The following is a 21,328-nucleotide window of genomic DNA, read 5'->3' as shown; positions in this document are numbered from 1 at the left end:
GAGAAATCTGGCGCGGCGCAATCTCAGGGCGGCAAGGATTCAAAATCGTCGCCGTACTCAAGTACGACTGCGCTTCTTACCCTAAGCTTCGCTGCTCGCGCTTCCCCTAAATCTTTTTTTCTCTGGCTCCTGCGGCTTTCGCTGAACGGCACTCCGCGTCGCCGTTATTGCTGGCGCTGGTGCCGAGCAGCATGCCTTGTATTTCCGGTTCCGCCAGCTGATTCAAAAACCACTTGAGCGATTTGCCGCGATCCCCTTTGCGCCAGGCGATCAGGAAGGTGTCGTGCGGCTTGCCCAGCAGGGTGCGCTTCTCGATCAGTGCGCCCGACGCCAGATAAGGTGCCGCCCAGGAGGAGGGCAGATGCCCGCAGCCAAGTCCGGCCAGTTGCGCTTCCAGCTTGTCGGCTACAGAGGCCACCGTCAGGGTATCTTGTCCCGTCAGCAAACCGATGGTCAGGCTGGGCAGGTTCTGGCTGTTGTCGCCGACGGCCACGGCCCGGTATTGCCGAATCAACTCCGGCGGCAGCGGCTCTTCGGCTTCTGCCAGCGGATGGGTGGGAGCAACCGCAAACGCCCATTCGATCGCCCCCAAGGGCCGGGTCTGAAACTGGCCGCTGGTGCGGGTGATTTCCGGCCCGTCGTGAGTGACGCCGATGACCAGGTCGGCGCGTCCATCGATCAGCGCTTCCCATGCTCCTGCCAATACGCCATGCGTAAAGCGCAAACGCGTCCCGGTTTCTTCCCTGTCGAACCGGGCGATCAGCGGCACCATATTCTGAAACGGCACGATGCTGTTGAGCACCACCCGCAGTTCCGATTCCCTGCCGGTGGCGGTGCGTTTGACGCGCTGTTCCAGCGCGTCGGCAGCAAGCAGCAAGTGCCGGCCTTCGGTCAGGAGTTCCTTGCCGGCGGGCGTCAGCCGGGCGCGATGGCCGCGCCGGTCAAACAGCAGCACATCGAGATCCTCTTCCAGTTTGCGCACGCTATAGGTCAATGCCGATGGCACCCGGTTCAGCGTCAGCGCGGCTGCGGCGAAACTGCCTTGCCGGTCAATGACATCCAGGATGTGCAGCGCTTCAAGGGAGATATTCATGGCGGTACTTCTCCTGAGGAAAACATATTCAAATTAATTGAACATATGGTCTGAATTATGGCGCTTACTATCCATAAAATAAAAGCTTAAGATGTAAAACATCAACAATAAATTTGTACTTAATTGTACTTACGGTGAGGTTACGATGCTGCAGATTCATCAAAGCAAGGCGCGTGGGTATGCCGAACATGGCTGGTTACGTTCGTATCACAGCTTTTCGTTTGCCGACTATTACGATCCGCAAAACATGGGCTTCGGTCCTTTGCGCGTCATTAACGAAGACTGGATTGAAGCCGGCAAAGGTTTCGGCACGCACGGCCACCGGGACATGGAAATCATCACCTATGTGCTGGAAGGCGAGCTGGCGCACAAGGACAGCATGGGCAACGGCAGCGTGATCAAGCCCGGTGACGTGCAGCGCATGAGCGCCGGCAGCGGTGTGCAGCATTCCGAATACAACCATTCGGCTGAAAACCCTGCGCATTTGCTGCAAATTTGGATCATGCCGGATGTGGCTGGCATCGTCCCTGAGTACGAAGAGACCAGTTTTCCGGCCGCCGAAAAAGACGGCTGCTTGCGTGCGATTGCCGCCCCCGATGGCCGTGACGGCGCGGTGAAAATCCATCAAAACGCGGTGCTGTATGCCGGCCTGTTCGATGGCGCGCAGCAGGCGCAATTGACGCTGGACCCGGCACGGCTGGCGTATGTGCATGTGGTGCGCGGCACGCTGGTAGTCAACGGCCATACGCTGACTACGGGGGATGCTGCCAAGTTATCTCAGGAAACGGAAGTGCGTCTGACCGGCGGTGTTGCCGCCGAAGTACTGGTATTTGATTTACCGTCGTAAGCAGGATCGAACAAGCAGCATCGAACAAGCAGAAAAAGGAGGGCGCCCTTGTGCGTCCGGTTGATTAAAGGAGTCTGGCACTGCCAGCCCCTGTTTATTGAAAAGGAAACATCATGAGCAAAGTTGCCATCATTTATCACTCCGGCTACGGCCACACCAAAAAACAAGCCGAAGCTGTGCAGACCGGCGCACTGGCCGCTGGCGCTATCGTTGATCTGATCGCCATTGATGCCGAAGGTAATATCGGCGACGCTGACTGGGCCGCGCTGAAGGCATCGGACGCCATCGTTTTCGGTTCGCCGACCTACATGGGTAACGTGTCGTGGCAGTTCAAGAAATTCGCCGATGCCTCCTCCAAGCCGTGGTTCGCGCAAGAGTGGAAAGACAAGATCGCTGGCGGCTTCACCAATTCAGCGTCCATGAACGGCGATAAGTTGTCCACGTTGCACACCATGTTCACGCTGGCCATGCAGCACAGCATGGTGTGGGTCGGCACTGGTCTGATGGCCGCCAACAGCAAGGCAGCGCAACGCAATGACATCAACTATGTCGGCTCTTTCGCTGGTCTGATGGCGCAAAGCCCGTCCGATTCGACGCCGGAAGAAGGCCCGTTGCCAGGCGATCTGGAAACAGCCAAGTTGTTCGGCAAGCGGATCGCGGAAACAGCCGATCGCGTTAAAAAATAAAGCGTCTGTCCCGGAGTAATCCAGGCGTACGTAAAAAAGCCCGGCCATCTTGCGATGGGCGGGCTTTTCAGTTTGGTTTGTTTATTGCGGACTACTTAATGTGCTGCTCTGAATACGTGCGGCGTATTTCAAGCTTCGACCTGAGCCGTCGCCGAGGCATTCTCTAATGCCGACGGTGTGCAATGCGGGCAGGACTTTCCTGCGACATACGACGCAGATAACTGCTCCCGAGGCGTTACCACTGCGCGGCAGGCATAGCATTGCACGGTCGCGGTTTCCTGCAACTGCGGATTGAGCGCGGTGCGATAGTCGAAAACGAAACAATCGCCCGTGTAGTGAGCGGCGCCCACCTCTTCAAAATACTTCAAAATACCGCCATCGAGCTGGTACACGCTGTCATAACCAATGTTTTGCATGTAGATAGCGGCTTTTTCGCAGCGGATGCCGCCAGTACAAAACGTCACGATGGTTTTTCCATCGAGTTCCGCCTTGTGGTCGACCACCACTTGCGGAAACTCCGTAAATTTGCTGATGCGGTAGTCGATGGTGTCGTCGAAAGTGCCGACATCGACTTCAAACGCGTTCCGGGTATCCATCATCACGACCGGCTTGCCGTTGTCGTCATGTCCTTGATCCAGCCAGCGCTTGAGCGTCTGGGCTTCTACCGACGGCGCACGGCCTTCTTCCGGTTTGATCAGCGGATGCTTCATGGTAATGATTTCCGCTTTCAGCTTCACCAGCATGCGGTTGAAGGGCTGGTGCTCGGAATAGCTTTCCTTGACCTCGATATCGCTGAAGCGGGCGTCGGCGCGCAGCCAGAGCAGGAAGGCATCAATAGCCTCGCGGCTGGCTGCCAAAAACAGATTGATGCCTTCCGGACTCAGGATGATGGTGCCGCGCAGACCATGCTGGCGGCAGAATTCCTGGAATTCCGGGCGTTTTTGCTCAGTATCGTCAAAAGTGACGAATTTATAGGCGGCGATATTGACGTAAGAGGGGGTATTCATACAGGTGACTTCCATTGAATTATGCTGCGATTATAGACGCTCGTTTCTGCGTGACCCAAATTCGCCTTGGTGGCCTCGGAGAGTTTTAATATAGAAATCCACAAATATCGAGGTTTAAGCCCGAGGGAGTGGGGCGGACACGGTAAAATGCTGCCCTATGACTTCTCCGCAATTCGTTCACCTTCGCCTGCATTCCGAATATTCCATTGTCGATGGCCTGGTTCGTATCGACGATGCCGTCAAGGCTGCGTCCGACGACGGCCAGCCCGCGCTGGCCATGACTGACCTGTCGAACCTGTTCGGCATGATCAAATTTTACAAAGCCGCGCGCGGCAAGGGCGTCAAGCCGATTGCCGGCTGCGATGTCTGGATTACCAACGACGAAGACCGCGATAAGCCCTCGCGCTTGTTGCTGCTGGTAAAAAACCATCACGGCTATCTCCAGCTGTGCGATCTGCTCTCCCGCGCCTGGCTGACCAATCTGCACCGCGGCTGCGCTGAAATCCGCGCCGAATGGCTGCAACAACTCCCCTTGCAGGACGGTAGCAACGGTCTGATTGCTTTGTCAGGCGCGCATTTCGGCGATATCGGCATTGCCATCGCCAATGGCAATCTGGCTCAGGCGGAGCGTTGCGCGCAGCGCTGGGCGCGGATTTTCGACGACCATTTTTACATCGAAATACAACGCGCCGAGCAAGCCAACATGGAAGCGCAAGTCAGGCAATCGCTGGCGCTGGCAGCGCGTCTGCAATTGCCGGTAGTTGCCACGCACCCGGTGCAATTCATCTCCTCCAGCGAGTTTCTGGCGCACGAAGCGCGCACCTGTATCTCGGAAGGCGAAATCCTGGCCAATCCGCGTCGGCCCAAGCGCTTCAACGCGCAGCAATGCTTCAAGACGCAGGCCGAGATGGCTGTGCTGTTCGCCGATCTGCCGGGCGCGCTGCAAAACACCGTGGAAATCGCCACCCGCTGCAATCTGAGCCTGCAACTCGGCAAACCGAAGCTGCCGGACTTTCCGACGCCGGATGGCATGACCATCGACGCCTTCCTCGTCGCGGAAGCGCAGGCAGGGCTGGTCCACCGGCTTGAACAACTTTATCCCGATCCTGCCAAACGTGAGCAGGAACGTGCGCGCTATGAGGCGCGCCTGACATTTGAAACCGATACCATCAGCAAGATGGGGTTTCCCGGTTACTTTCTGATCGTGGCGGACTTTATCCGCTGGGCCAAGAACAATGGCGTGCCGGTGGGGCCGGGACGTGGATCGGGAGCGGGTTCGCTGGTGGCCTATTCGCTCCTGATTACCGATCTCGACCCGCTGGAATACAAGCTGCTGTTTGAGCGTTTCCTCAACCCGGAACGGGTATCGATGCCCGACTTTGACATCGACTTTTGCCAGGAAGGGCGCGACCGCGTCATCCAGTATGTGAAAGAGCGCTACGGCAAGGATGCGGTGTCGCAGATCGCCACTTTCGGGACCATGGCCGCCAAGGGCGCGGTGCGCGATGTCGGCCGAGTGCTGGATCTGGGCTATAACTTTTGCGACGGTATCTCCAAACTGATTCCGTTCAAGCCGGGCAAGCTGGTCACTATCGCCGACGCGCTGGTGGAGGAGCCTATCCTGGCCGAACGTCAGCAAAACGAAGAAGAAGTTAAGCAGTTGCTCAGTCTGGCGCAACAGGTGGAAGGTATCGCTCGCAATATCGGCATGCACGCCGGCGGCGTTTTGATCGCACCGGGCAAGCTGACCGATTTTTGTCCGCTCTACACCCAGGGCGGCGATTCTGGCGTGGTATCGCAATACGACAAGGATGACGTGGAGGCCGTCGGTCTGGTCAAGTTCGACTTTTTGGGTCTGACCACGCTGACCATTCTTGATCGCGCCGTGAAATACATCAAGCAGCTCGATCCGGCGATGGCCGATTTCGATCTGGCCCGTCTGCCGCTCAATGACCGCGCTTCCTATGATTTACTGACCAAAGCCAAAACGGTCGCCGTGTTCCAGCTGGAAAGCCGCGGCATGCAAGGCATGCTCAAGGACGCACGTCCCGACCGCTTCGAGGACATCATCGCGCTGGTGGCGCTGTACCGTCCGGGTCCGATGGACCTGATTCCCGATTTCTGCCGCCGCAAGCACGGCGAACGGTTCGACTATCCCGATCCCCGCACCGAAGGCATTTTGTCGGAAACCTACGGCATCATGGTGTATCAGGAGCAGGTGATGCAAATGGCGCAGGTGGTCGGCGGCTATTCGCTTGGCGGCGCTGACTTGTTGCGACGGGCCATGGGTAAAAAGAAAGCGGAAGAAATGGCGGAACACCGTCAGATTTTCCGCGAAGGTGCGGCCAAGGATGGTTTGTCGCAGGCCAAAGCGGACGAAATTTTCGATTTGATGGAAAAGTTCGCTGGCTATGGTTTCAACAAATCGCATGCCGCCGCCTATGCGCTGCTGTCGTATCACACCGCCTATCTGAAAGCGCATCATCCGGCCGCCTTCATGGCCGCCAACTTGTCGCTGGCAATGGACGATACCGACAAAATCAAGATTCTGGTCGAAGATGCGCTCGGCGTCTGTGGCCTGACGCTGCTGCCGCCTGACGTCAATCAGTCGGACTACCGCTTCACGCCGGTTGGCGAGGCGGGCAAGAAAGCGACGCAAATCCGCTATGGACTGGGCGCGGTCAAAGGCTCGGGGCAGGGCGCGATCGAAGCCATCGTTGCCGCCCGGCGTGAGCGGCCGTTTACCGATTTATTCGATTTCGCCAAGCGGGTCGACAAGCGCCAGATCAACCGGCGCACGATTGATTCGCTGATCCGTGCCGGTGCTTTCGATTGCTTCGACGTCAATCGCGGCGTACTTTTGGCGTCGGTCGGACTGGCGTGGGAAAGTGCGGAGCAGGCTGAAGCGTCTGCCAATCAGGTCAGTCTGTTTGGCGGCGCTGACAGCGACATGGAGCCACCGCTGGAATACGTGAAGGCGGCGCTTTGGAGTGGCAAACAGAAACTCAAGGAAGAAAAAACAGCGCTTGGCTTTTATCTTTCCGGCCACCTGTTCGATTTTTACGCAACCGAAGTGCGGCGTTTTGCCCGCACCAGCCTGAGCAGTCTGGAAGCCTCGCGTGAACCACGGCTCGCGGCCGGCATCGTCACTACCGTCCGGGCGCAGATGACCCAGCGTGGAAAAATGCTGATCGTGACCCTCGATGACGGCAGCGCAACCATGGACGTAACTGTCTTCAACGAGCTATACGAAAGCAACAAGCTTTTTTTCAAGGAAGACGAGCTGCTGATTGTGAACGGCAAAGTTTCCGAAGATCGCTTCAACGGCGGTTTGCGGATGAGTGCGGAAAAAGTGATGGATATAGGTGCGGCGCGAATCCAGTATGGACAGCGGATGACGGTTGCGTTGAATAAGCCTGTCGACAGCGCTTTCCTGAGCAAATTGCTGTTGCCGTATCGTCGTGCGGATGGCTTGCCGCTGGTGCTGCGGTATGAGCAGACCGATGCCGCCTGCGAATTAAAATTGGGCGATGACTGGCGCTTGACACCCGGCGATGCCTTGCAGACCGTATTGGCCGAGATGGCCGGCGTGAGTGCTGTCGAAGTGGATTATTGACATGGAATTTAATAAAAACGACATGTCAGGAAATTCACGCTATTTTCAATGGATTGTGCTTTTCCTCGCGATGATTTTCCCTTCGCTGATATTGATTCATTCGAAAGTAGGAAATTTTGTTTTTTACTGCTTGCTGCTTGCCGGGGTCTTGCGTTGGGTCGTCCTGCGTGGTCAGGGACGCGGCAATGAGGTAAGCAACCTGATGGCGCTACTGAAAAATTACTGGCCACTCCATCTGGCGATGGCCGGAACCGTTTTGGCTATTTTTATCAATCAGACTGCACATGGTCATTGGTACGCCAAAACCTACGACTATCCCTCGCGGATGTTTTTCTTTCCGCTGATTCTGTGGGCGCTGCTGGCGCTGCCTGCGTCATGGATGAAACAGATGCGCTGGGCGTTTGTTGTCGGCGCTATTCTGGCGACGATCAAGATGTATGTGACCACGAAGGGCGGAACTGATCGGGAATACGTTTACTTCATGCCGATTATTGAATTTGCGCAGATGTCCTTGCTGCTGGGTTTTTTCTCGATACTATCGATTGCCCTCGATGCCTCGCAAAAAAATGGGCAATGATCCTGAAGCTGATTGCCGTAAGTGGCGCTATCTATGCCGCCTATATGTCGCAGACCAGAGGTACCTGGCTAGCGATTCCTTTTTTTCTCATCCTTGCTTGCTATGGGCTGTTTGAAAACGTGAAGCCCGGAAAGAAATTATTGATCGCTGGCGCGTTGATACTGATTTTGAGCTCCCTGTGGGGATTGTCCCAATCAACTCACTCGCGGATACTTTCGCTGGAAACCGAAACGGATCAATATTTCAAGTCTGGTTTTACGGCAGATACATCAATTGGCGCGCGCCTGGAGATGTGGAGGACGGCATTTTTACTATATCGAGAACACCCGGTGACCGGCGTGGGTAGAGAGCACTTTAGGATATCGGTACAGGAGCTGGCCGCCCGCGAGATGGTGAATCCGATTATTGGCCGCTATGCCCACTCGCACAATGAAATTTTCTACAACATGGCCACGCTGGGCAGTGCTGGTTTAATGGCCATCCTTGCGCTTTATCTGGTGCCGGCCATCTATTTTTTCCGTGATACCCGTCATGCAGATCGCTCAATTCGTGCAGTGGCCATGATGGGCGTTTTCCTCTGCCTGGGATTTTTCATTCAGGGTTTAAGCGATGTCATGTTCATGTGGGGAAGTTGCGATAATTTTTACGCAATCATTTCCGCGATGCTGTTTGCGTACATCATCCGCCGCAAGGCCGGGTTACGCGACGAACCAGCTTCCATTCAAAAAAACACAGCACCAATTTAAGGCTTTTGACGACGGCACAATGATCATTTCACCCTACGTAAAACGGCTCGCACTACTGCATCTCCCTTATCGCAAGCGCCTTGCGCTGGCCTTTTTGGGAATGATCATGACTGCGGCCACTGAGCCAGTCGTGCCTTATATTTTTCAGGTTCTGCTCGATAAAGGCTTCGTTGGCAAACCCGCATTTTCTCTGTGGCTGGTGCCGCTGGCGGTCATCGGCATTTTTGCCATTCGCGGCGTATCGACTTTTCTCAGCACCTACATGATGACCTGGGTATCCACCCGTCTGCTCAATGTATTGCGGGGGAAAATGTTTGACCGTATGTTGGATGTGCCTATCGATTTCTATGCCACGCACACGGTCGGCAAAGTCATCAATTCCATGATGTTCGAAGTGCAGCAGATCATCGACATGATCACTAAGGTATTCACTTCGATCATGCGCTCGGCATTGACCGTCATCGGTTTGCTGGGCTGGTTGCTGTACCTGAACTGGGCGTTGACGATGGTGACGCTGGTGTTGCTGCCGCTGGTGGCATTCGTCGTGCGCACCACCGGCAAGCGCCTGAAAAAACTCAATCGCGATTCGCTGGCGGTCAACGCCGAACTGACCCAGCTCATCGAAGAAACTACCCGCTCACAACAGGTCATTAAAATCTTCGGTGGTCAGGACTACGAACGCGGACGCTTCCATGAGCGTGCTGAAAATTTGCGCCGCTACACCATGCGCATGACCGGCACTTTCGCTGCAACGGTTCCGATCACGCAATTGATGACGGCCTGCGCCGTCGCCGTGGTGATCGTGATGGCGCTGGTGCAATCGGGTAACGGTCAAATTACAGTGGGCGGATTTGTGTCGTTCATTACAGCAATGCTGATGCTGCTCGCGCCGCTCAAGCAGCTGGCGGAAGTGAATGGCCCGCTGCAACGCGGCATGGCCGCTGCCGAAGCGGTGTTTACGCTGATCGACAAACCCGGCGAACGCCAGGGCGGTGCCGTGCTGGAAAAACGCAGCAGCGGAAAAATTGATTTCGTCGGCTTGAATTTTTCTTACACCGGACATGCGCAGGTCGTGTTGCAGCAAATCGATCTGCACATCCGCAGTGGTGAAACGATTGCCTTCGTCGGCATGTCGGGCGGCGGCAAATCGACGCTGGTGAATCTGGTTCCCGGATTTTATTCGGCCACGGGCGGGAGTCTGTTGCTCGATGACCGGCCGATAGAAGAAATTTCCCTGCTCAGCTTGCGTGCGCAAATTGCGATGGTGAGCCAGCATGTGGTGCTGTTCGATGACACCGTGGCGGCCAATATCGCGTATGGCGATCCGGCACCGCAACAAGCAAGAATCGACGCGGCCGTGATTGCAGCGCATCTCACCGATGTGATCGAAGGCTTGCCGGAAGGGTTGCAGACACGGATTGGCGACAATGGCACTCGCTTGTCGGGCGGTCAGCGGCAGCGACTGGCAATTGCGCGCGCGATCTACAAGGATGCGCCGGTGTTGATTCTGGATGAAGCCACCTCAGCGCTCGATACCGAATCCGAACGCGCGGTGCAAGCCGCGCTGGATGGTCTGATGGAAGGCCGTACCACGCTGGTGATTGCGCATCGCTTATCGACCATTGAACGCGCCGACCGGATTGCCGTGCTTGCGCATGGCCAGATCGTGGAAGTCGGTAGTCACGCCGAGTTGCTGGAAAAAAACGGCGCCTACGCCCGACTGTATTACCTGCAATTTTCGAAGCAGGCTGTTTGACGCCAGTGTGCGCTAACAACAGCAGTGTGCCGTATCTGATTGAAGTGACGAAGGCCTCCTTTTACTCAAGGTTTTTATGACCATCCCGCTTGTGTCGGAAGAAATATTAAAAAAAACCGGCAAGATATTATTCATTGCTCATCTGGCCATCGGTGATTTCACGTATTTGCAAAATTGTTTTCTGGCTTTTTCGAAAGCCTATCCGCATATCAAAATGCATCTGTGGGTCGATGAGGTAAGACGCACGGACGATGCCTCGAAATGGCCGCAGCTCAAAAGCTATTCTTTGTACGACTGGGTGCGCAGTTGCGGACTGTTCGAGAAGGTCTATACCGAGACCTATTCTCCCGCACTGTTGCAGCAATCGGTGCGACTGGCGCGTAGAGAGCGTTATCCGCTGGTGGTGTCGCTGGCGACACTGCGTCCGCGTCAATATGCCCGGCTCGCGCGTGATATCAGCGGCCACGGCCTGGTGGTCGGTCTGGAGCCCAAGCGATGGTGGAATGTGTTGAATCTGCGCTTGCAGAGTCCGCTCGACGGCAGCATTGCTCCGTTCGCTTTTTCCAGTGATCGCTCTGAACATATCAGCGATGTGTATGCCGACTGGTTTCAGCGTTTGTTCGGCATGCACATCCGATTCGAGGAGCGCTTTCCTTTCGTCGCTATTCCCGCGATCTGGAAAGAGGCTGCGCAAGCGGCACTGACTGCATGGGGCGTTGATCGCAACAAAGAACAAATCGTTTTTATTAATTCCTTCGCCAAAACTCCCAAGCGTTGCTGGCCCTTGGAGAATGTGGCGGCGCTGATTGCCGCCATGCGTGCATCGCGCTGGAGCGACAGTTTTTTCATTGTTAACGCCATGCCGCAGGACGTCGCGCAGGTCAATGCAGTGATTGCCGCACACGATTTATCTCGGGTAGTGGTGTTCAGCGCGCAGGAGAATTTCTATCAGTTGCCGGCGATGCTGGAGCAATCCCATCTGATCATCTCGGTGGAAACCGCCGTCATGCATCTGGCCAACGCCGTGCATGTGCCGGTGGTGGCACTGATGCGGCAGAAAAATCCGGAATGGGCGCCAGTCGATAAGGCCAACAGCCGCGTCATCACTGCTGCGCGTCGCCGGGACTGGGTTAGTGCGATTACCGTCCAACAAGTCATGGAGAGTGTGTAAATGTCGGAGAACCACGTTTTATTGCCTTCTTTGCCATCGACATCCACAGAGCCTTTTCACATTGCCTTCGGTGTGGATGCCCATTATTTCCGTGGCATGGCGGTCAACATCGCCTCGATCATCGTCAATAATCCAGGCCGGGCATTCGTGTTTCATGTGTTCTCTTTTACCGTATCGGATGCGGATCGCAGTCGCTTAGCGGTGCTCGCGGAGCAGTACGGCGTCGCCATCCATGTGACTGCGGTGGATCCCGATATCTTTAGCGAATTCACAAAATTTCCTCGCTTCGGACATTACACGCAGGCTATTTTTACGCGCTTGATTATTCCGAAGGCAATGGAGGGGATTACCACACGCGTGCTGTATGTCGATGCGGATATTTTATGCATGGGGAAAATTGACGAACTGGCGCAGATCGATATCGATGGCTATGTGTTAGCGGCAGTGCCGGACGATAAAGAGACCACGGGGAAAATACAGTCGGCTGCTTTGCAGCTGGTGCATAAAGCGTATTTTAATTCCGGCGTGCTGTACATCAATGTGGATCGCTGGATCGCAGAAGACATTACCCGGAAGGTGATGCAGACGGCCGTGCAGACCGAATTGCCATTGAGTTTTCCCGACCAGGATGCGTTGAATATCGTGCTCGACGGGCAAATCGCCTTCCTCGAAGATAAATGGAATTTTCGCTACAACATGATTCATGACTGCATGGCCGGTCAGCCGCAATTACGGAACGTGGATGCGGCGGTGTTTCTGCATTTCACCAGCCGTGTCAAGCCGTGGCACGACTGGAGCCTGCATGATGCACGCGCGCTGTTCTTACGCTACCAGGTGCTTTCTCCCTGGGCGGACATGCCGCTGGACCCGCCTTTGAATTACAAGGAAATGCGTTTTTTTGGACTGTTTCTGTTCAAACAAAAATATTACGCGCGATCCCTGCTGTGGAATCTGAATTACGTTGTTGCCAAGGTGAAGGTCAAAATAGCGCTGATGTTGTCCGGCAATGCTGGTTCTAGTTATCGGAAATCAAAATGAATGGACATGTGAATCCCGGTGTTTCTGAAGCGACAGACGCTCTGTATCATCATGTTGCCTTTTGCATAGACAACCGTTACTTTCGGGCGATGGGCGCGACGATCGCTTCCCTGATCGCGCACAACCCGGATCTGCATTTTCACTTTCACATTCTTGCGTTTGAAGTGGCCGATGAGCACCGGCAGCGAGTTGATCAATTGCAGCAGCGCTTGAATGTCCTTGCCGATATCCATTTGATCGACGCAAACCAATTCACGCAATTCGCGCCTTTTGTCCGCTCCACGTATTATTCCCCGTCGATTTTTACGCGCTTGCTGATTCCCGAAGTCTTGAAGGAGGTGGCCGCTAAAGTCCTTTATCTGGATGCCGACATTCTTTGTGTGGGTGATGTCAGGGAGTTGCTGGAAGCCGATGTGAGCGAGGAGATCGCGCTCGTGGTGCCGGATGCTGAGGCAACCACCAAGAGACGGGTTGCTGCCTTGCATTTGAAGGGCGGGGACTATTTCAATTCCGGCGTGATGCTCATCAATGTTCAGCGTTGGCTCGCCGCAGAGATTACTCAGGCAACGATTGCCTCGATACTGAAAGACGGCAAGTCTTTCCGTTTTCCCGATCAGGATGCCTTGAACGTGGTGCTGGATGGCAGGGTAAAGTTTATCGAGCGGAAATGGAATTTTTTGCACGGCTTGGTCGGCGATCTGGAAAATGGGCGTTATCAGATGCGACCACTGGACGATGCCCGGCTGGTGCATTTTGCCGGTTCGGTCAAGCCATGGAGCAATTGGACTTTGCATGCTTCGACGCAACTATTTGCGCGTCATCACGCACAGAGTCCGTGGTCAGATATGGACATGGATGAAATTCCACAAAATTATAAGGAAATGCGCATGTATGCGCTATTTCTCAAGCAACGCGGCAAGTACTATCAGAGCTTCGTTTGGTTTGTTAAATACTTGTGTGCCCGACCCCGCGGCTGATTTCCTTTAGGTAACTTACTCCCATGCAAAACTCATTAATACCGCAAGACTTACTGCGTAGTTCAAAAAAAATACTGATCGTCGCGCATCTTGCATTGGGAGATTTTACCTATCTGCAGAATTGCTTTTACGCGCTTGCCAAAGCCTATCCCGATTTGCGCATTGACCTGTGGATTGATGAGGTGCGGAGGACGGGGGATGCGAGCCAATGGCCGCATCTGGCCAAGTATTCTTTATATGACTGGGTGGAAGCTTGTCCTGTCATTTCAAAAATTTATCGTCAAACTTACAGCCCCGCGTTGCTAAAAAAATCCTTGCTGGAGGCGCAGGCGGAAGCGTACCCGGTGGTGGTTTCGTTGGCGGTCTTGCGACGCCACTGGTATGCCGGGCTTGCGCGACGCATCAGTCCACACGGGTTCGTGGTTGGCATGAAAAAACGGGTTCGCTTTTTTGACATCCGCAAACATCTGATCTATCGCAAGCTCAATGCCGTTGTCCCGCCGTATCAAGCGACCAGTGTGCCGCAAGCGCACATCAGTGATATTTATGCGAGCTGGTTTGCCGCCCTGTTTGGTATCGAGTCTACTTCTGCTGAGCGGTTTCCTTTTGTGCAGATACCCGCGCAATGGAGCAAGTGGGCAGAAGAGCAGATTGCTGCGTGGGGATGGAAGCAGAACGATAACGTGGTGTTCCTGAATGCTTTCTCCAAGTCGCCGGAGCGTTCATGGCCACTGGAAAGAATCATTGAGCTGGCGACCGCGATGCGCGCCATGCCGGCCTGGAAAAATGCCGCTTTTATTGTGAATGTGGTGCCGGAAAAAATGGCGCAGGCAAAAGCATTGTTCGCCACATGCGCTTTGTCTGATATTCAGCTATTTAGTGCAGAGGAAAATTTCTTTCAGCTGCCGGCAATCCTGGCGCAGTGTAAGTTGATCGTCTCGGTAGAAACCGCGGTGATGCATCTGGCCAATGCGGTGCATGTGCCCGTGATTGCGCTGATGCGACAAACCAGCCCGGAGTGGACGCCGATTGATGCCGCTAACAGCAAAGTCATTACGGTTGCTTCGCGTAAAGGATGGGTCACTGAAATCAGCGTCAAACAGGTAATTGAGGCGATGCAATCGCACGAAGAAAATACAAGCCGGTAAATACCGCGCATAAATACCGCGCATGAACACAGGATATTCGTCTTTTTTTGGGGACGCCTGATCAAGCCCCAGGCGTTGCAATCCCAGGCTTGTGACTCACGCCATATTCATCCCGATGCGGCAGCGCGCCTGGCTCAGAGCTTGCTCCGCTTCTCCCACTTGATCAGATATTCCTCACGTGCGCGCAAGTTCCAAATAACCCTTGTAGACTATCGGTCCCGTTGCGACACCCGTCGGTGAGCCGCCATGTGGTTCCAGCGTGACTGCGAGCAATATGTGTGCGCCGAATTCACGTTTCTGTTCCGCTGACAGGGCAATGCGTAGCTTGCCTTGGGTTGGGATCACCCCTAACGAAATCGCTTTTCCTTTCGCCGTAACAATCCACAATTCCAGACTGCGGTCGACGCCTATCGGTGCCGTTGCCAGAGGTTGAACGTCGAGCGCGTCGCCGTGCCAGCGGATGGTCATGGCGGTGTCGACTGATTCACCGTGCAGTGCCGCTTGCAATATCGGTGCTTCGCTGGTTTGCATTGTGATGAACAGCACCGCGACCAACGACAAGCCTGCTAATCCGCCGGCGAACCAATGCCAGAGCGGTCGTCGCGCTGATTGCGTACGTTGCGATTGAATGCGGGCATGAATGGCGTTCCAGACGCGCTCCGGCGGGCGTTGCAGGGCCAGTGGGAGTGTCAGGGTCGCCAGCACGTTTTCCCATTGACCCACTGCGCGGCGCAGTTCGCGGTCGTCCTGCAAAAGTTTTTCAAAACGGCGGCGGGCACCTGGCGTCAAAGTACCCAGCGCATATTCAGCGGATAGCGCGCGTCGCAAATCGGGGTGGGAGTAATTCATGATTCCAGACACTTGCGTAAACGATCCATGCCGCGACGGATCCAGGATTTGACGGAGCCGAGTGGGGCGCGCATTTGTCCGGCCAGTTCAGCGTAAGAGATTCCCTGAAAGTAAGCGGTGATGAGGGCTTCGCGCTCGCTGCCTTCCAGTGTCGCCAGGCAGCGGCTTAATGCCGCCTTATCCTGAGACGCTGCCAATTGTTCGTAAGGTCCGGCGGCTTCATCGGGATGTTGTTCGATGGGATTCTGGTCGTTATCCGGCAGCGTTTCTTCCTGCCGCTTGCGCAACTGGTCGATCGCCAGGTTGCGTGTGATATTGATCATCCAGGTCATCGGTGCGGAGAGATGCATGTCGAAACGGCCTGCATGGTGCCAGATGCGGAGAAAGCTTTCCTGCAGCACTTCTTCGGCCCAGTCCTTGCGTCGCAGGCTTTTCAGAGCGATGGCGTAGAGTTGCGGTGAAACGGCGCGATACAGTGCTTCAAATGAACGCTGATTGCCTAGTGCGCATTCGGCGAGGAAAGTTTCAAGCTGTGAGGGATCGGGATGCGAAATGACAGTTCTCCGGGGGATGTCGCGGTGCAACGAGAATACGGTATTCCATCCCAAAGTGCCATTCATCATCGCTGCTCCCGTTGTTTAGTCTTCAAAGACTTATACGTAGGCCGATGATGGATGGATGCAAAATAGATCGATGCAAGGCAGGGGTTGGGGTGAGGAAGCGTATCTACATCAGGATGATGTCGTATTGTTCTTGCAGGAAGGCCGTCTGTACTTGCAGGGAAATGGGTTTTTGAATGAAGTCCCCCAGCATTGCCAGATGTTGCGATTCCTCTTCCAAAAACAGATCGACCACATCTTGCGAGGCCAGGATGCGGAATTCCTTGGGATTGAATTGCTTGGCTTCACGCATGACCTCGCGCAGGATTTCATAGCAGACTGTGCGCGAAGTCTTGACCTGGCCCTTGCCGTTGCAAGAGGGGCAAGTTTCGCACAGGATATGCGCCAGTGATTCGCGGGTGCGTTTGCGGGTCATTTCCACCAGTCCCAGCGGGGAAAATCCGGATACCGAGATCTTGGTGCGGTCGCGCTGCAAGGCCTTGTTCAGTTCTGCCAATACGGCAGTTTTATGCTCGCGGTTTTCCATGTCGATGAAATCGAGAATGATGATGCCGCCCAGATTTCGCAGTCGCAACTGGCGGGCAATGGCGTGTGCCGCTTCCAGATTGGTTTTGAAGATGGTGTCGTCGAAGTTGCGACCGTTGACGAAGCTGCCGGTGTTGACATCGATGGTTGCCATGGCTTCGGTCTGATCGACAATCAGATAGCCGCCGGATTTCAGATCCACTCTGCGCCCGAGCGCGCGGGCGATTTCCGCTTCGACGCCATGCAATTCGAACAGCGGGCGTTCGCCCTTGTAGTGCGTCAGTTTCGGCAATAGCGACGGGGTGTACACCGCCGCAAACTCCTTTAGCATTTCAAAATTTTCACGCGAATCGATGAGGATGGTTGCAGTATCTTCGCCGACAAAGTCGCGCAGTACGCGTTGCGCCAGATTCAGATCCTGATGCAGCAGGTTGGGCGCTGGTTTGCTTTTGGTATTGCCGACGATGGCGGCCCAGGTTTTGCGCAGATAGTCGACATCCATTTGCAGATCGCTGTCGGAGGCGTCTTCGGCCATGGTGCGAACGATGAAGCCGCCGTTTTCTTCGGGGGGCAGCAAGCTTTGCAATTTACTGCGCAATTGCTCGCGCTCGGCTTCATTGGCGATGCGTTGGGAAATGCCGATGTGCTTGTCTTGCGGCAGATAAACCAGCATGCGGCCGGCAATCGATACTTGCGTTGCCAGGCGCGCGCCCTTGGTGCCGATGGGGTCTTTGATCACTTGCACCATCAGCGACTGGCCGTCATGCAACAGCTTTTCGATCGGCGTCAGTGCGTTGGACTGACCGTCGTGCGAGCGCGCTTCCCAGATGTCGGCGACATGCAGGAAGGCTGCGCGTTCCAGTCCGATATCGATGAAGGCCGATTGCATGCCGGGCAACACGCGCACTACTTTTCCCAAATAGATATTGCCGGCCAGACCGCGAGACAGCGTGCGCTCGATGTGCAATTCCTGCACGGCTCCCTGCAAGACCAGCGCGACGCGCGTCTCCTGCGGGTTGATGTTGATCAAAATATCCTGGTTCATAAAATATCGAGTCCTGCCTGTTGCAAAAGTTGCGCTGTTTCAAACAGCGGTAAGCCCATGATGCCGGAGTGGCTACCGATGATGTCCCGGATGAATACGGATGCGATTCCCTGGATGCCATAACCGCCGGCCTTGTCGTAAGGTTCCTGTGTCGCGCAGTAGGCGCGGATGCGTTTGCTCGACAATGTTGCAAAGCGGACTTCGGAAGAGTGTGTGATTTGCCAGCGGTTGTTGTGGTGGCAGACGACGACGCTGGTCAGCACCTGATGGGTGCGTCCGGACAGGCTTGCCAGCATGGCGATCGCCTGCGCTTCGCTGGCGGGCTTGCCGAGGATCTGCCCGTCGAGCACCACGGTAGTGTCGGCGGCGAGAATAGGGCGTGGCAAAAGCTTGCGTTGTTCCATCAGATGCTGGGCGTTGATGGCTTTGTCGCGTGTGACGCGGGCGACGTAATCGGTAGGGCTTTCCGCAGGATGCACGCTTTCATCGACTTCTTGTGCGCCCAGCAATAATTCGCATGACACCCCAATTTGCAGCAGCAATTCGCGGCGGCGCGGGCTCTTCGATGCAAGGTAAATTATTCGGTCGTGCAACATCATAGAAATGTCCGGTATGGGTGGCTGTTGCTGCGGAAAATACGCGTCGCTGTCACTGGGACGACTCACCGTAGCAGAGCTGATGCCTCTTGTCTACCTTGCACTAAGGACAGGTTTTTCTACGGTAATAGTGGTGCTGATCAAACCCGGTGATAAGGATGGTTTTGGGTGATAGACCAGGCGCGGTAGAGTTGCTCGGCGAGCAATACGCGCACCATGCCGTGCGGCAGTGTGAGACTGGAAATGCGCACCAGCATATCGGCTTTCTGTTTGAAGCCGACATCCAGTCCGTCAGCGCCACCGATGACGAAGGCGAGATCGCGCCCGTCCTGCTGCCATTGCGTCAGGCAGGTCGACAGTTGCATGCTGGTGAGGTCCTTGCCGTGCTCGTCAAGCGCAATGATGCGCACGCCTTTCGGCAAGGCCGCTTCAATGCGTGTGCGCTCAATAGCCATCGCCGATTCAGCGGTTTTGCCGCCGGAACGCTCGACCGGTTTGATTTCTTTGAGTAACAGCCGGCATTCGGGCGGCATGCGTTTAGCATATTCGCCGAAGCCGGTTTCGATCCAGGTCGGCATCTTGTGACCGACCGCAATGATCAATAGCTGCATGCCGTCGCTGCGTTAGACGGCCTTAGGTTTTGTTGCCTTAGGCTTGGCGCGTGGAACGGTAGGTGATTTACGTGCTGCCGGAGCGGCCTTGGAAGCTGCTTTCGATGCCGTAGCGCTCTTCGTTGCAGAGACTTTGATTTTTTTACCGACGGCTTTGCTGGCGACCGGTTTGCGCGGTGCGCTGGTTTTGGTTTCTGGTTTTCCGGCCGATTTAGCTGCTGGCTTCACTGCCGACTTTGCAGCGACTTTCTCCGCAACCGGGCGTGCGCGCGTGGTTTTGGCCGGCGCTTTTTTCGCCGGCTTTTCAGCAGGTGCAGCAGCGGCTGCCGTTTTGCGGACGCCGGGTTTTTTCGGTGTCACTGCATCGCTTTGATTGACCGTCAGGTGGCGGGTCTTTTTAGGCAGCAGTTCTTCTTCTTTTTTGGCGCTGGCGCTGGAGCCGGTGCGTTTTGCCGCGCCGAATTTCACTGGCTTTTCGCCCCAGATTTCTTCCAGACGATAGTAAGCGCGGATGGCAGGTTGCATGACATGGACGACCATGTCGCCCAGATCGACCAGTACCCATTCGCCGGTGTCGCCACCTTCAACGCTGAGGACTACGCCGCCGTTTTCCTTGACCTTGTCGCGCACCGATGCTGCCAGCGCTTTTGTCTGACGGTTCGAGGTGCCGGAAGCGACTGCTACGCGGTCGAACAGACTTGTCAGGTGGGTGGTGTCGAACACCATGATGTCTTGCGCTTTGACGTCTTCTAGTGCGTCAACGACGAGGGCTTGCAGTTTTTTGATGTCCATTTAGCTTTGATATAGGTGATGTTGTTCGATGTAGTCTAGCACCCGGGCCGGAATTAACACATCCGGTCGTTCTCCGTTATGCAGGCTGGCGCGAATGGCGGTGGAGGATATGTCCACCGCCAGGTTGGACGCCAGGCAGGTAAGGCCGTGTGAATGCGAGGCGATTTGTTGCGGTGTTGCATTGCGGCTGGCAAATTCTTGCGCCACTTCTTGCGGTACGTGCGCCGCGCCCATGCCGAAGCCGGGACGCGAAGCGGCGCACAGATGGGCGTAGTCGAACAATTGGCGCCAGCCTTGCCAGGTGTTCAGATGTTGCAATTGATCGGCACCCATCAAAAAGACGATAGAAACGTCCGGTCCCAGTTCTTCACGCAGCGCGCGCAGGGTGTCGATCGTAAACGTCGCGGTGGAGCGGAGTATTTCCTGTTCGTCGATGACGACGGGCACTTTCTGGTTGTCGAAAGCGCGCCGGACCATTTCCACCCGATCTGCGGCCGATGCCTGCAATCCATGCTTTTGCCACGGGTTGCCGGCAGGGAGCACATGTAGCTCGTCGGGATGCAGCAGATCGACAAAATATTGCGCCAGTGCGACATGGCCGTTATGCACGGGGTCGAAGCTCCCACCCAAGATCGCGATGCAGCGCGATGCTGAAGGCGCGGTCACTACAGCCAGTCCCTGTGTACCAGAAATTCCGAATACAGACGGGCTTCCTCGCTATGTTCCGGGGGCTGCCAGTTATAGCGCCATTTCACTACAGGCGGCATCGACATCAGGATCGACTCCGTCCGTCCGCCCGATTGCAGCCCGAACAGCGTGCCACGATCAAACACCAGGTTGAATTCGACGTAACGGCCGCGCCGGTAAGCCTGGAAATCGCGTTCCTGCTCGCCGTAGGGGATATCCTTGCGACGCTCTAGCAGCGGCAGGTAGGCATCTAAAAAATGGTCGCCCACGCTTTGCATCATGTTGAAACTGTCGTCGAAGCCGAGGGCGTTGAAGTCATCGAAAAAGATACCGCCGATACCGCGTGGCTCTTGCCGGTGCTTCAGGTAAAAATAGCGGTCGCACCATTGTTTGAATTCGGGATAAAGCGCATCGCCGAATGGTGTTACTGCATCGCGGCAGCTTCGATGAAAATGTTGCGCATCCTCTGTAAAGCCATAGTACGGCGTCAGATCCATACCGCCGCCGAACCACCAGACAGGGTCTTCGCCTTCTGCGCTGGTGGAGAAAAAACGCACATTCATGTGTACTGTCGGCGCGTATGGGTTGCGTGGATGCAGTACCAGCGACACACCCATTGCTTGCCATGCTCTTCCCGCGATTTCCGGGCGGTTGGCGGCAGCCGATGGCGGCAAACTGCTGCCGGTTACGTGCGAAAAACCGACCCCTGCGCGTTCGAATACATTGCCCTCTTCAAGCAGCCGGGAGGTGCCGCCTCCACCTTCAGGGCGTTCCCAGCTATCCGATAAAAAAGCGTTGCCATCGACTTCTTCAAGTGCCGTGACGATGCGTTGTTGCAAACCTTGCAGGTAAGTTTTAACGGCGGCTGGAGTGGGAACGATAGAGGTCACGGCGGCGGGCGGGTTGAATAGCACCGGGTATTGTACCCTGTTGTGGCCGCT

Annotated in this window: 20 protein-coding genes; 10 read left to right on the top strand and 10 right to left on the bottom strand. The window is 55.5% G+C overall.

From position 1 onward, the window contains the following. Positions 1-106: 106 nt before the first annotated feature. Complete coding sequence (locus RGU70_RS17070; protein WP_322210568.1) at positions 107-1,093, bottom strand: LysR family transcriptional regulator; 987 nt, start codon at positions 1,091-1,093, stop codon at positions 107-109. Between the two features lie 145 nt (positions 1,094-1,238). Here RGU70_RS17070 and RGU70_RS17065 point away from each other — a divergent pair, with 145 nt between their 5' ends. Next, the gene (locus RGU70_RS17065) at positions 1,239-1,940 is read left to right on the top strand and encodes a pirin family protein (protein WP_322210567.1); all 702 of its coding nucleotides are present in this window, start codon (positions 1,239-1,241) and stop codon (positions 1,938-1,940) included. 113 nt (positions 1,941-2,053) lie between these two features. After that, a complete protein-coding gene (locus RGU70_RS17060; protein ID WP_322210566.1) occupies positions 2,054-2,626 on the top strand; it encodes a flavodoxin family protein in 573 nt (190 codons plus the stop codon). Between the two features lie 128 nt (positions 2,627-2,754). Here the strand turns inward: RGU70_RS17060 and RGU70_RS17055 are convergent, their stop codons facing one another. Then, positions 2,755-3,633, bottom strand: a complete 879-nt coding sequence (locus RGU70_RS17055; protein ID WP_322210565.1) for a sulfurtransferase — start codon at positions 3,631-3,633, stop codon at positions 2,755-2,757. Positions 3,634-3,790: 157 nt separating this feature from the next. On the opposite strand from RGU70_RS17055, the gene dnaE reads away from it, so the two are divergent. The 8 genes from dnaE (at position 3,791) to RGU70_RS17015 (ending at position 14,662) form a co-directional block, all read left to right on the top strand. Continuing rightward, positions 3,791-7,249, top strand: a complete 3,459-nt coding sequence (gene dnaE, locus RGU70_RS17050) for a DNA polymerase III subunit alpha (RefSeq protein WP_322210564.1) — start codon at positions 3,791-3,793, stop codon at positions 7,247-7,249. 1 nt (position 7,250) lies between these two features. After that, the gene (locus tag RGU70_RS17045) at positions 7,251-7,826 is read left to right on the top strand and encodes a hypothetical protein (RefSeq protein WP_322210563.1); all 576 of its coding nucleotides are present in this window, start codon (positions 7,251-7,253) and stop codon (positions 7,824-7,826) included. Further along, positions 7,823-8,572 (top strand): O-antigen ligase family protein, encoded by a 750-nt coding sequence (locus RGU70_RS17040; protein ID WP_322210562.1) that lies wholly within the window; start codon positions 7,823-7,825, stop codon positions 8,570-8,572. The genes RGU70_RS17045 and RGU70_RS17040 overlap by 4 nt, the downstream gene beginning before the upstream one ends. 19 nt (positions 8,573-8,591) lie before the next feature. Next, positions 8,592-10,328, top strand: a complete 1,737-nt coding sequence (gene msbA, locus RGU70_RS17035) for a lipid A export permease/ATP-binding protein MsbA (protein ID WP_322210561.1) — start codon at positions 8,592-8,594, stop codon at positions 10,326-10,328. Between the two features lie 76 nt (positions 10,329-10,404). Beyond that, the gene (locus RGU70_RS17030; protein ID WP_322210560.1) at positions 10,405-11,499 is read left to right on the top strand and encodes a glycosyltransferase family 9 protein; all 1,095 of its coding nucleotides are present in this window, start codon (positions 10,405-10,407) and stop codon (positions 11,497-11,499) included. Then, the gene (locus tag RGU70_RS17025) at positions 11,500-12,537 is read left to right on the top strand and encodes a glycosyltransferase family 8 protein (protein WP_322210559.1); all 1,038 of its coding nucleotides are present in this window, start codon (positions 11,500-11,502) and stop codon (positions 12,535-12,537) included. Further along, positions 12,534-13,514: a glycosyltransferase family 8 protein gene (locus tag RGU70_RS17020; RefSeq protein ID WP_322210558.1), complete on the top strand. Its 981-nt coding sequence runs from the start codon at positions 12,534-12,536 to the stop codon at positions 13,512-13,514. The genes RGU70_RS17025 and RGU70_RS17020 overlap by 4 nt, the downstream gene beginning before the upstream one ends. A gap of 23 nt (positions 13,515-13,537) precedes the next feature. Next, positions 13,538-14,662 carry a glycosyltransferase family 9 protein gene (locus RGU70_RS17015; RefSeq protein WP_322210557.1) on the top strand — a complete coding sequence of 375 codons (1,125 nt, stop codon included), beginning with the start codon at positions 13,538-13,540 and terminating at the stop codon, positions 14,660-14,662. A gap of 174 nt (positions 14,663-14,836) precedes the next feature. Here RGU70_RS17015 and RGU70_RS17010 read toward each other — a convergent pair whose 3' ends face one another. From RGU70_RS17010 to hemF, 8 genes are all read right to left on the bottom strand, one after another. Next, positions 14,837-15,511 carry an anti-sigma factor domain-containing protein gene (locus RGU70_RS17010; protein ID WP_322210556.1) on the bottom strand — a complete coding sequence of 225 codons (675 nt, stop codon included), beginning with the start codon at positions 15,509-15,511 and terminating at the stop codon, positions 14,837-14,839. Next, positions 15,508-16,134, bottom strand: coding sequence for a sigma-70 family RNA polymerase sigma factor (locus RGU70_RS17005; RefSeq protein WP_322210555.1), 627 nt, complete (start codon positions 16,132-16,134; stop codon positions 15,508-15,510). Before RGU70_RS17005 ends, RGU70_RS17010 begins: the two co-directional genes overlap by 4 nt. A gap of 103 nt (positions 16,135-16,237) precedes the next feature. Then, positions 16,238-17,701: a ribonuclease G gene (gene rng / locus RGU70_RS17000; RefSeq protein ID WP_322210554.1), complete on the bottom strand. Its 1,464-nt coding sequence runs from the start codon at positions 17,699-17,701 to the stop codon at positions 16,238-16,240. Continuing rightward, the gene (locus RGU70_RS16995) at positions 17,698-18,300 is read right to left on the bottom strand and encodes a Maf family protein (RefSeq protein WP_322210553.1); all 603 of its coding nucleotides are present in this window, start codon (positions 18,298-18,300) and stop codon (positions 17,698-17,700) included. The genes rng and RGU70_RS16995 overlap by 4 nt, the downstream gene beginning before the upstream one ends. A gap of 137 nt (positions 18,301-18,437) precedes the next feature. Beyond that, positions 18,438-18,908 carry a 23S rRNA (pseudouridine(1915)-N(3))-methyltransferase RlmH gene (rlmH, locus tag RGU70_RS16990; protein WP_322210552.1) on the bottom strand — a complete coding sequence of 157 codons (471 nt, stop codon included), beginning with the start codon at positions 18,906-18,908 and terminating at the stop codon, positions 18,438-18,440. A gap of 12 nt (positions 18,909-18,920) precedes the next feature. After that, entirely contained in the window at positions 18,921-19,700 is a 780-nt protein-coding gene (gene rsfS / locus RGU70_RS16985; protein WP_322210551.1) for a ribosome silencing factor, read from the bottom strand. Then, complete coding sequence (locus RGU70_RS16980) at positions 19,701-20,366, bottom strand: nicotinate-nucleotide adenylyltransferase (protein ID WP_322210550.1); 666 nt, start codon at positions 20,364-20,366, stop codon at positions 19,701-19,703. Then, the gene (hemF, locus tag RGU70_RS16975) at positions 20,366-21,277 is read right to left on the bottom strand and encodes an oxygen-dependent coproporphyrinogen oxidase (RefSeq protein ID WP_322210549.1); all 912 of its coding nucleotides are present in this window, start codon (positions 21,275-21,277) and stop codon (positions 20,366-20,368) included. Before hemF ends, RGU70_RS16980 begins: the two co-directional genes overlap by 1 nt. Positions 21,278-21,328: the final 51 nt, after the last annotated feature.

This window comes from Herbaspirillum sp. RTI4, from assembly GCF_034313965.1.
GTDB lineage: Bacteria > Pseudomonadota > Gammaproteobacteria > Burkholderiales > Burkholderiaceae_D > Herbaspirillum.
The sequence above is the reverse complement of the archived record's forward strand: the minus strand, read 5'-3'. Positions and strand labels throughout refer to the sequence as shown.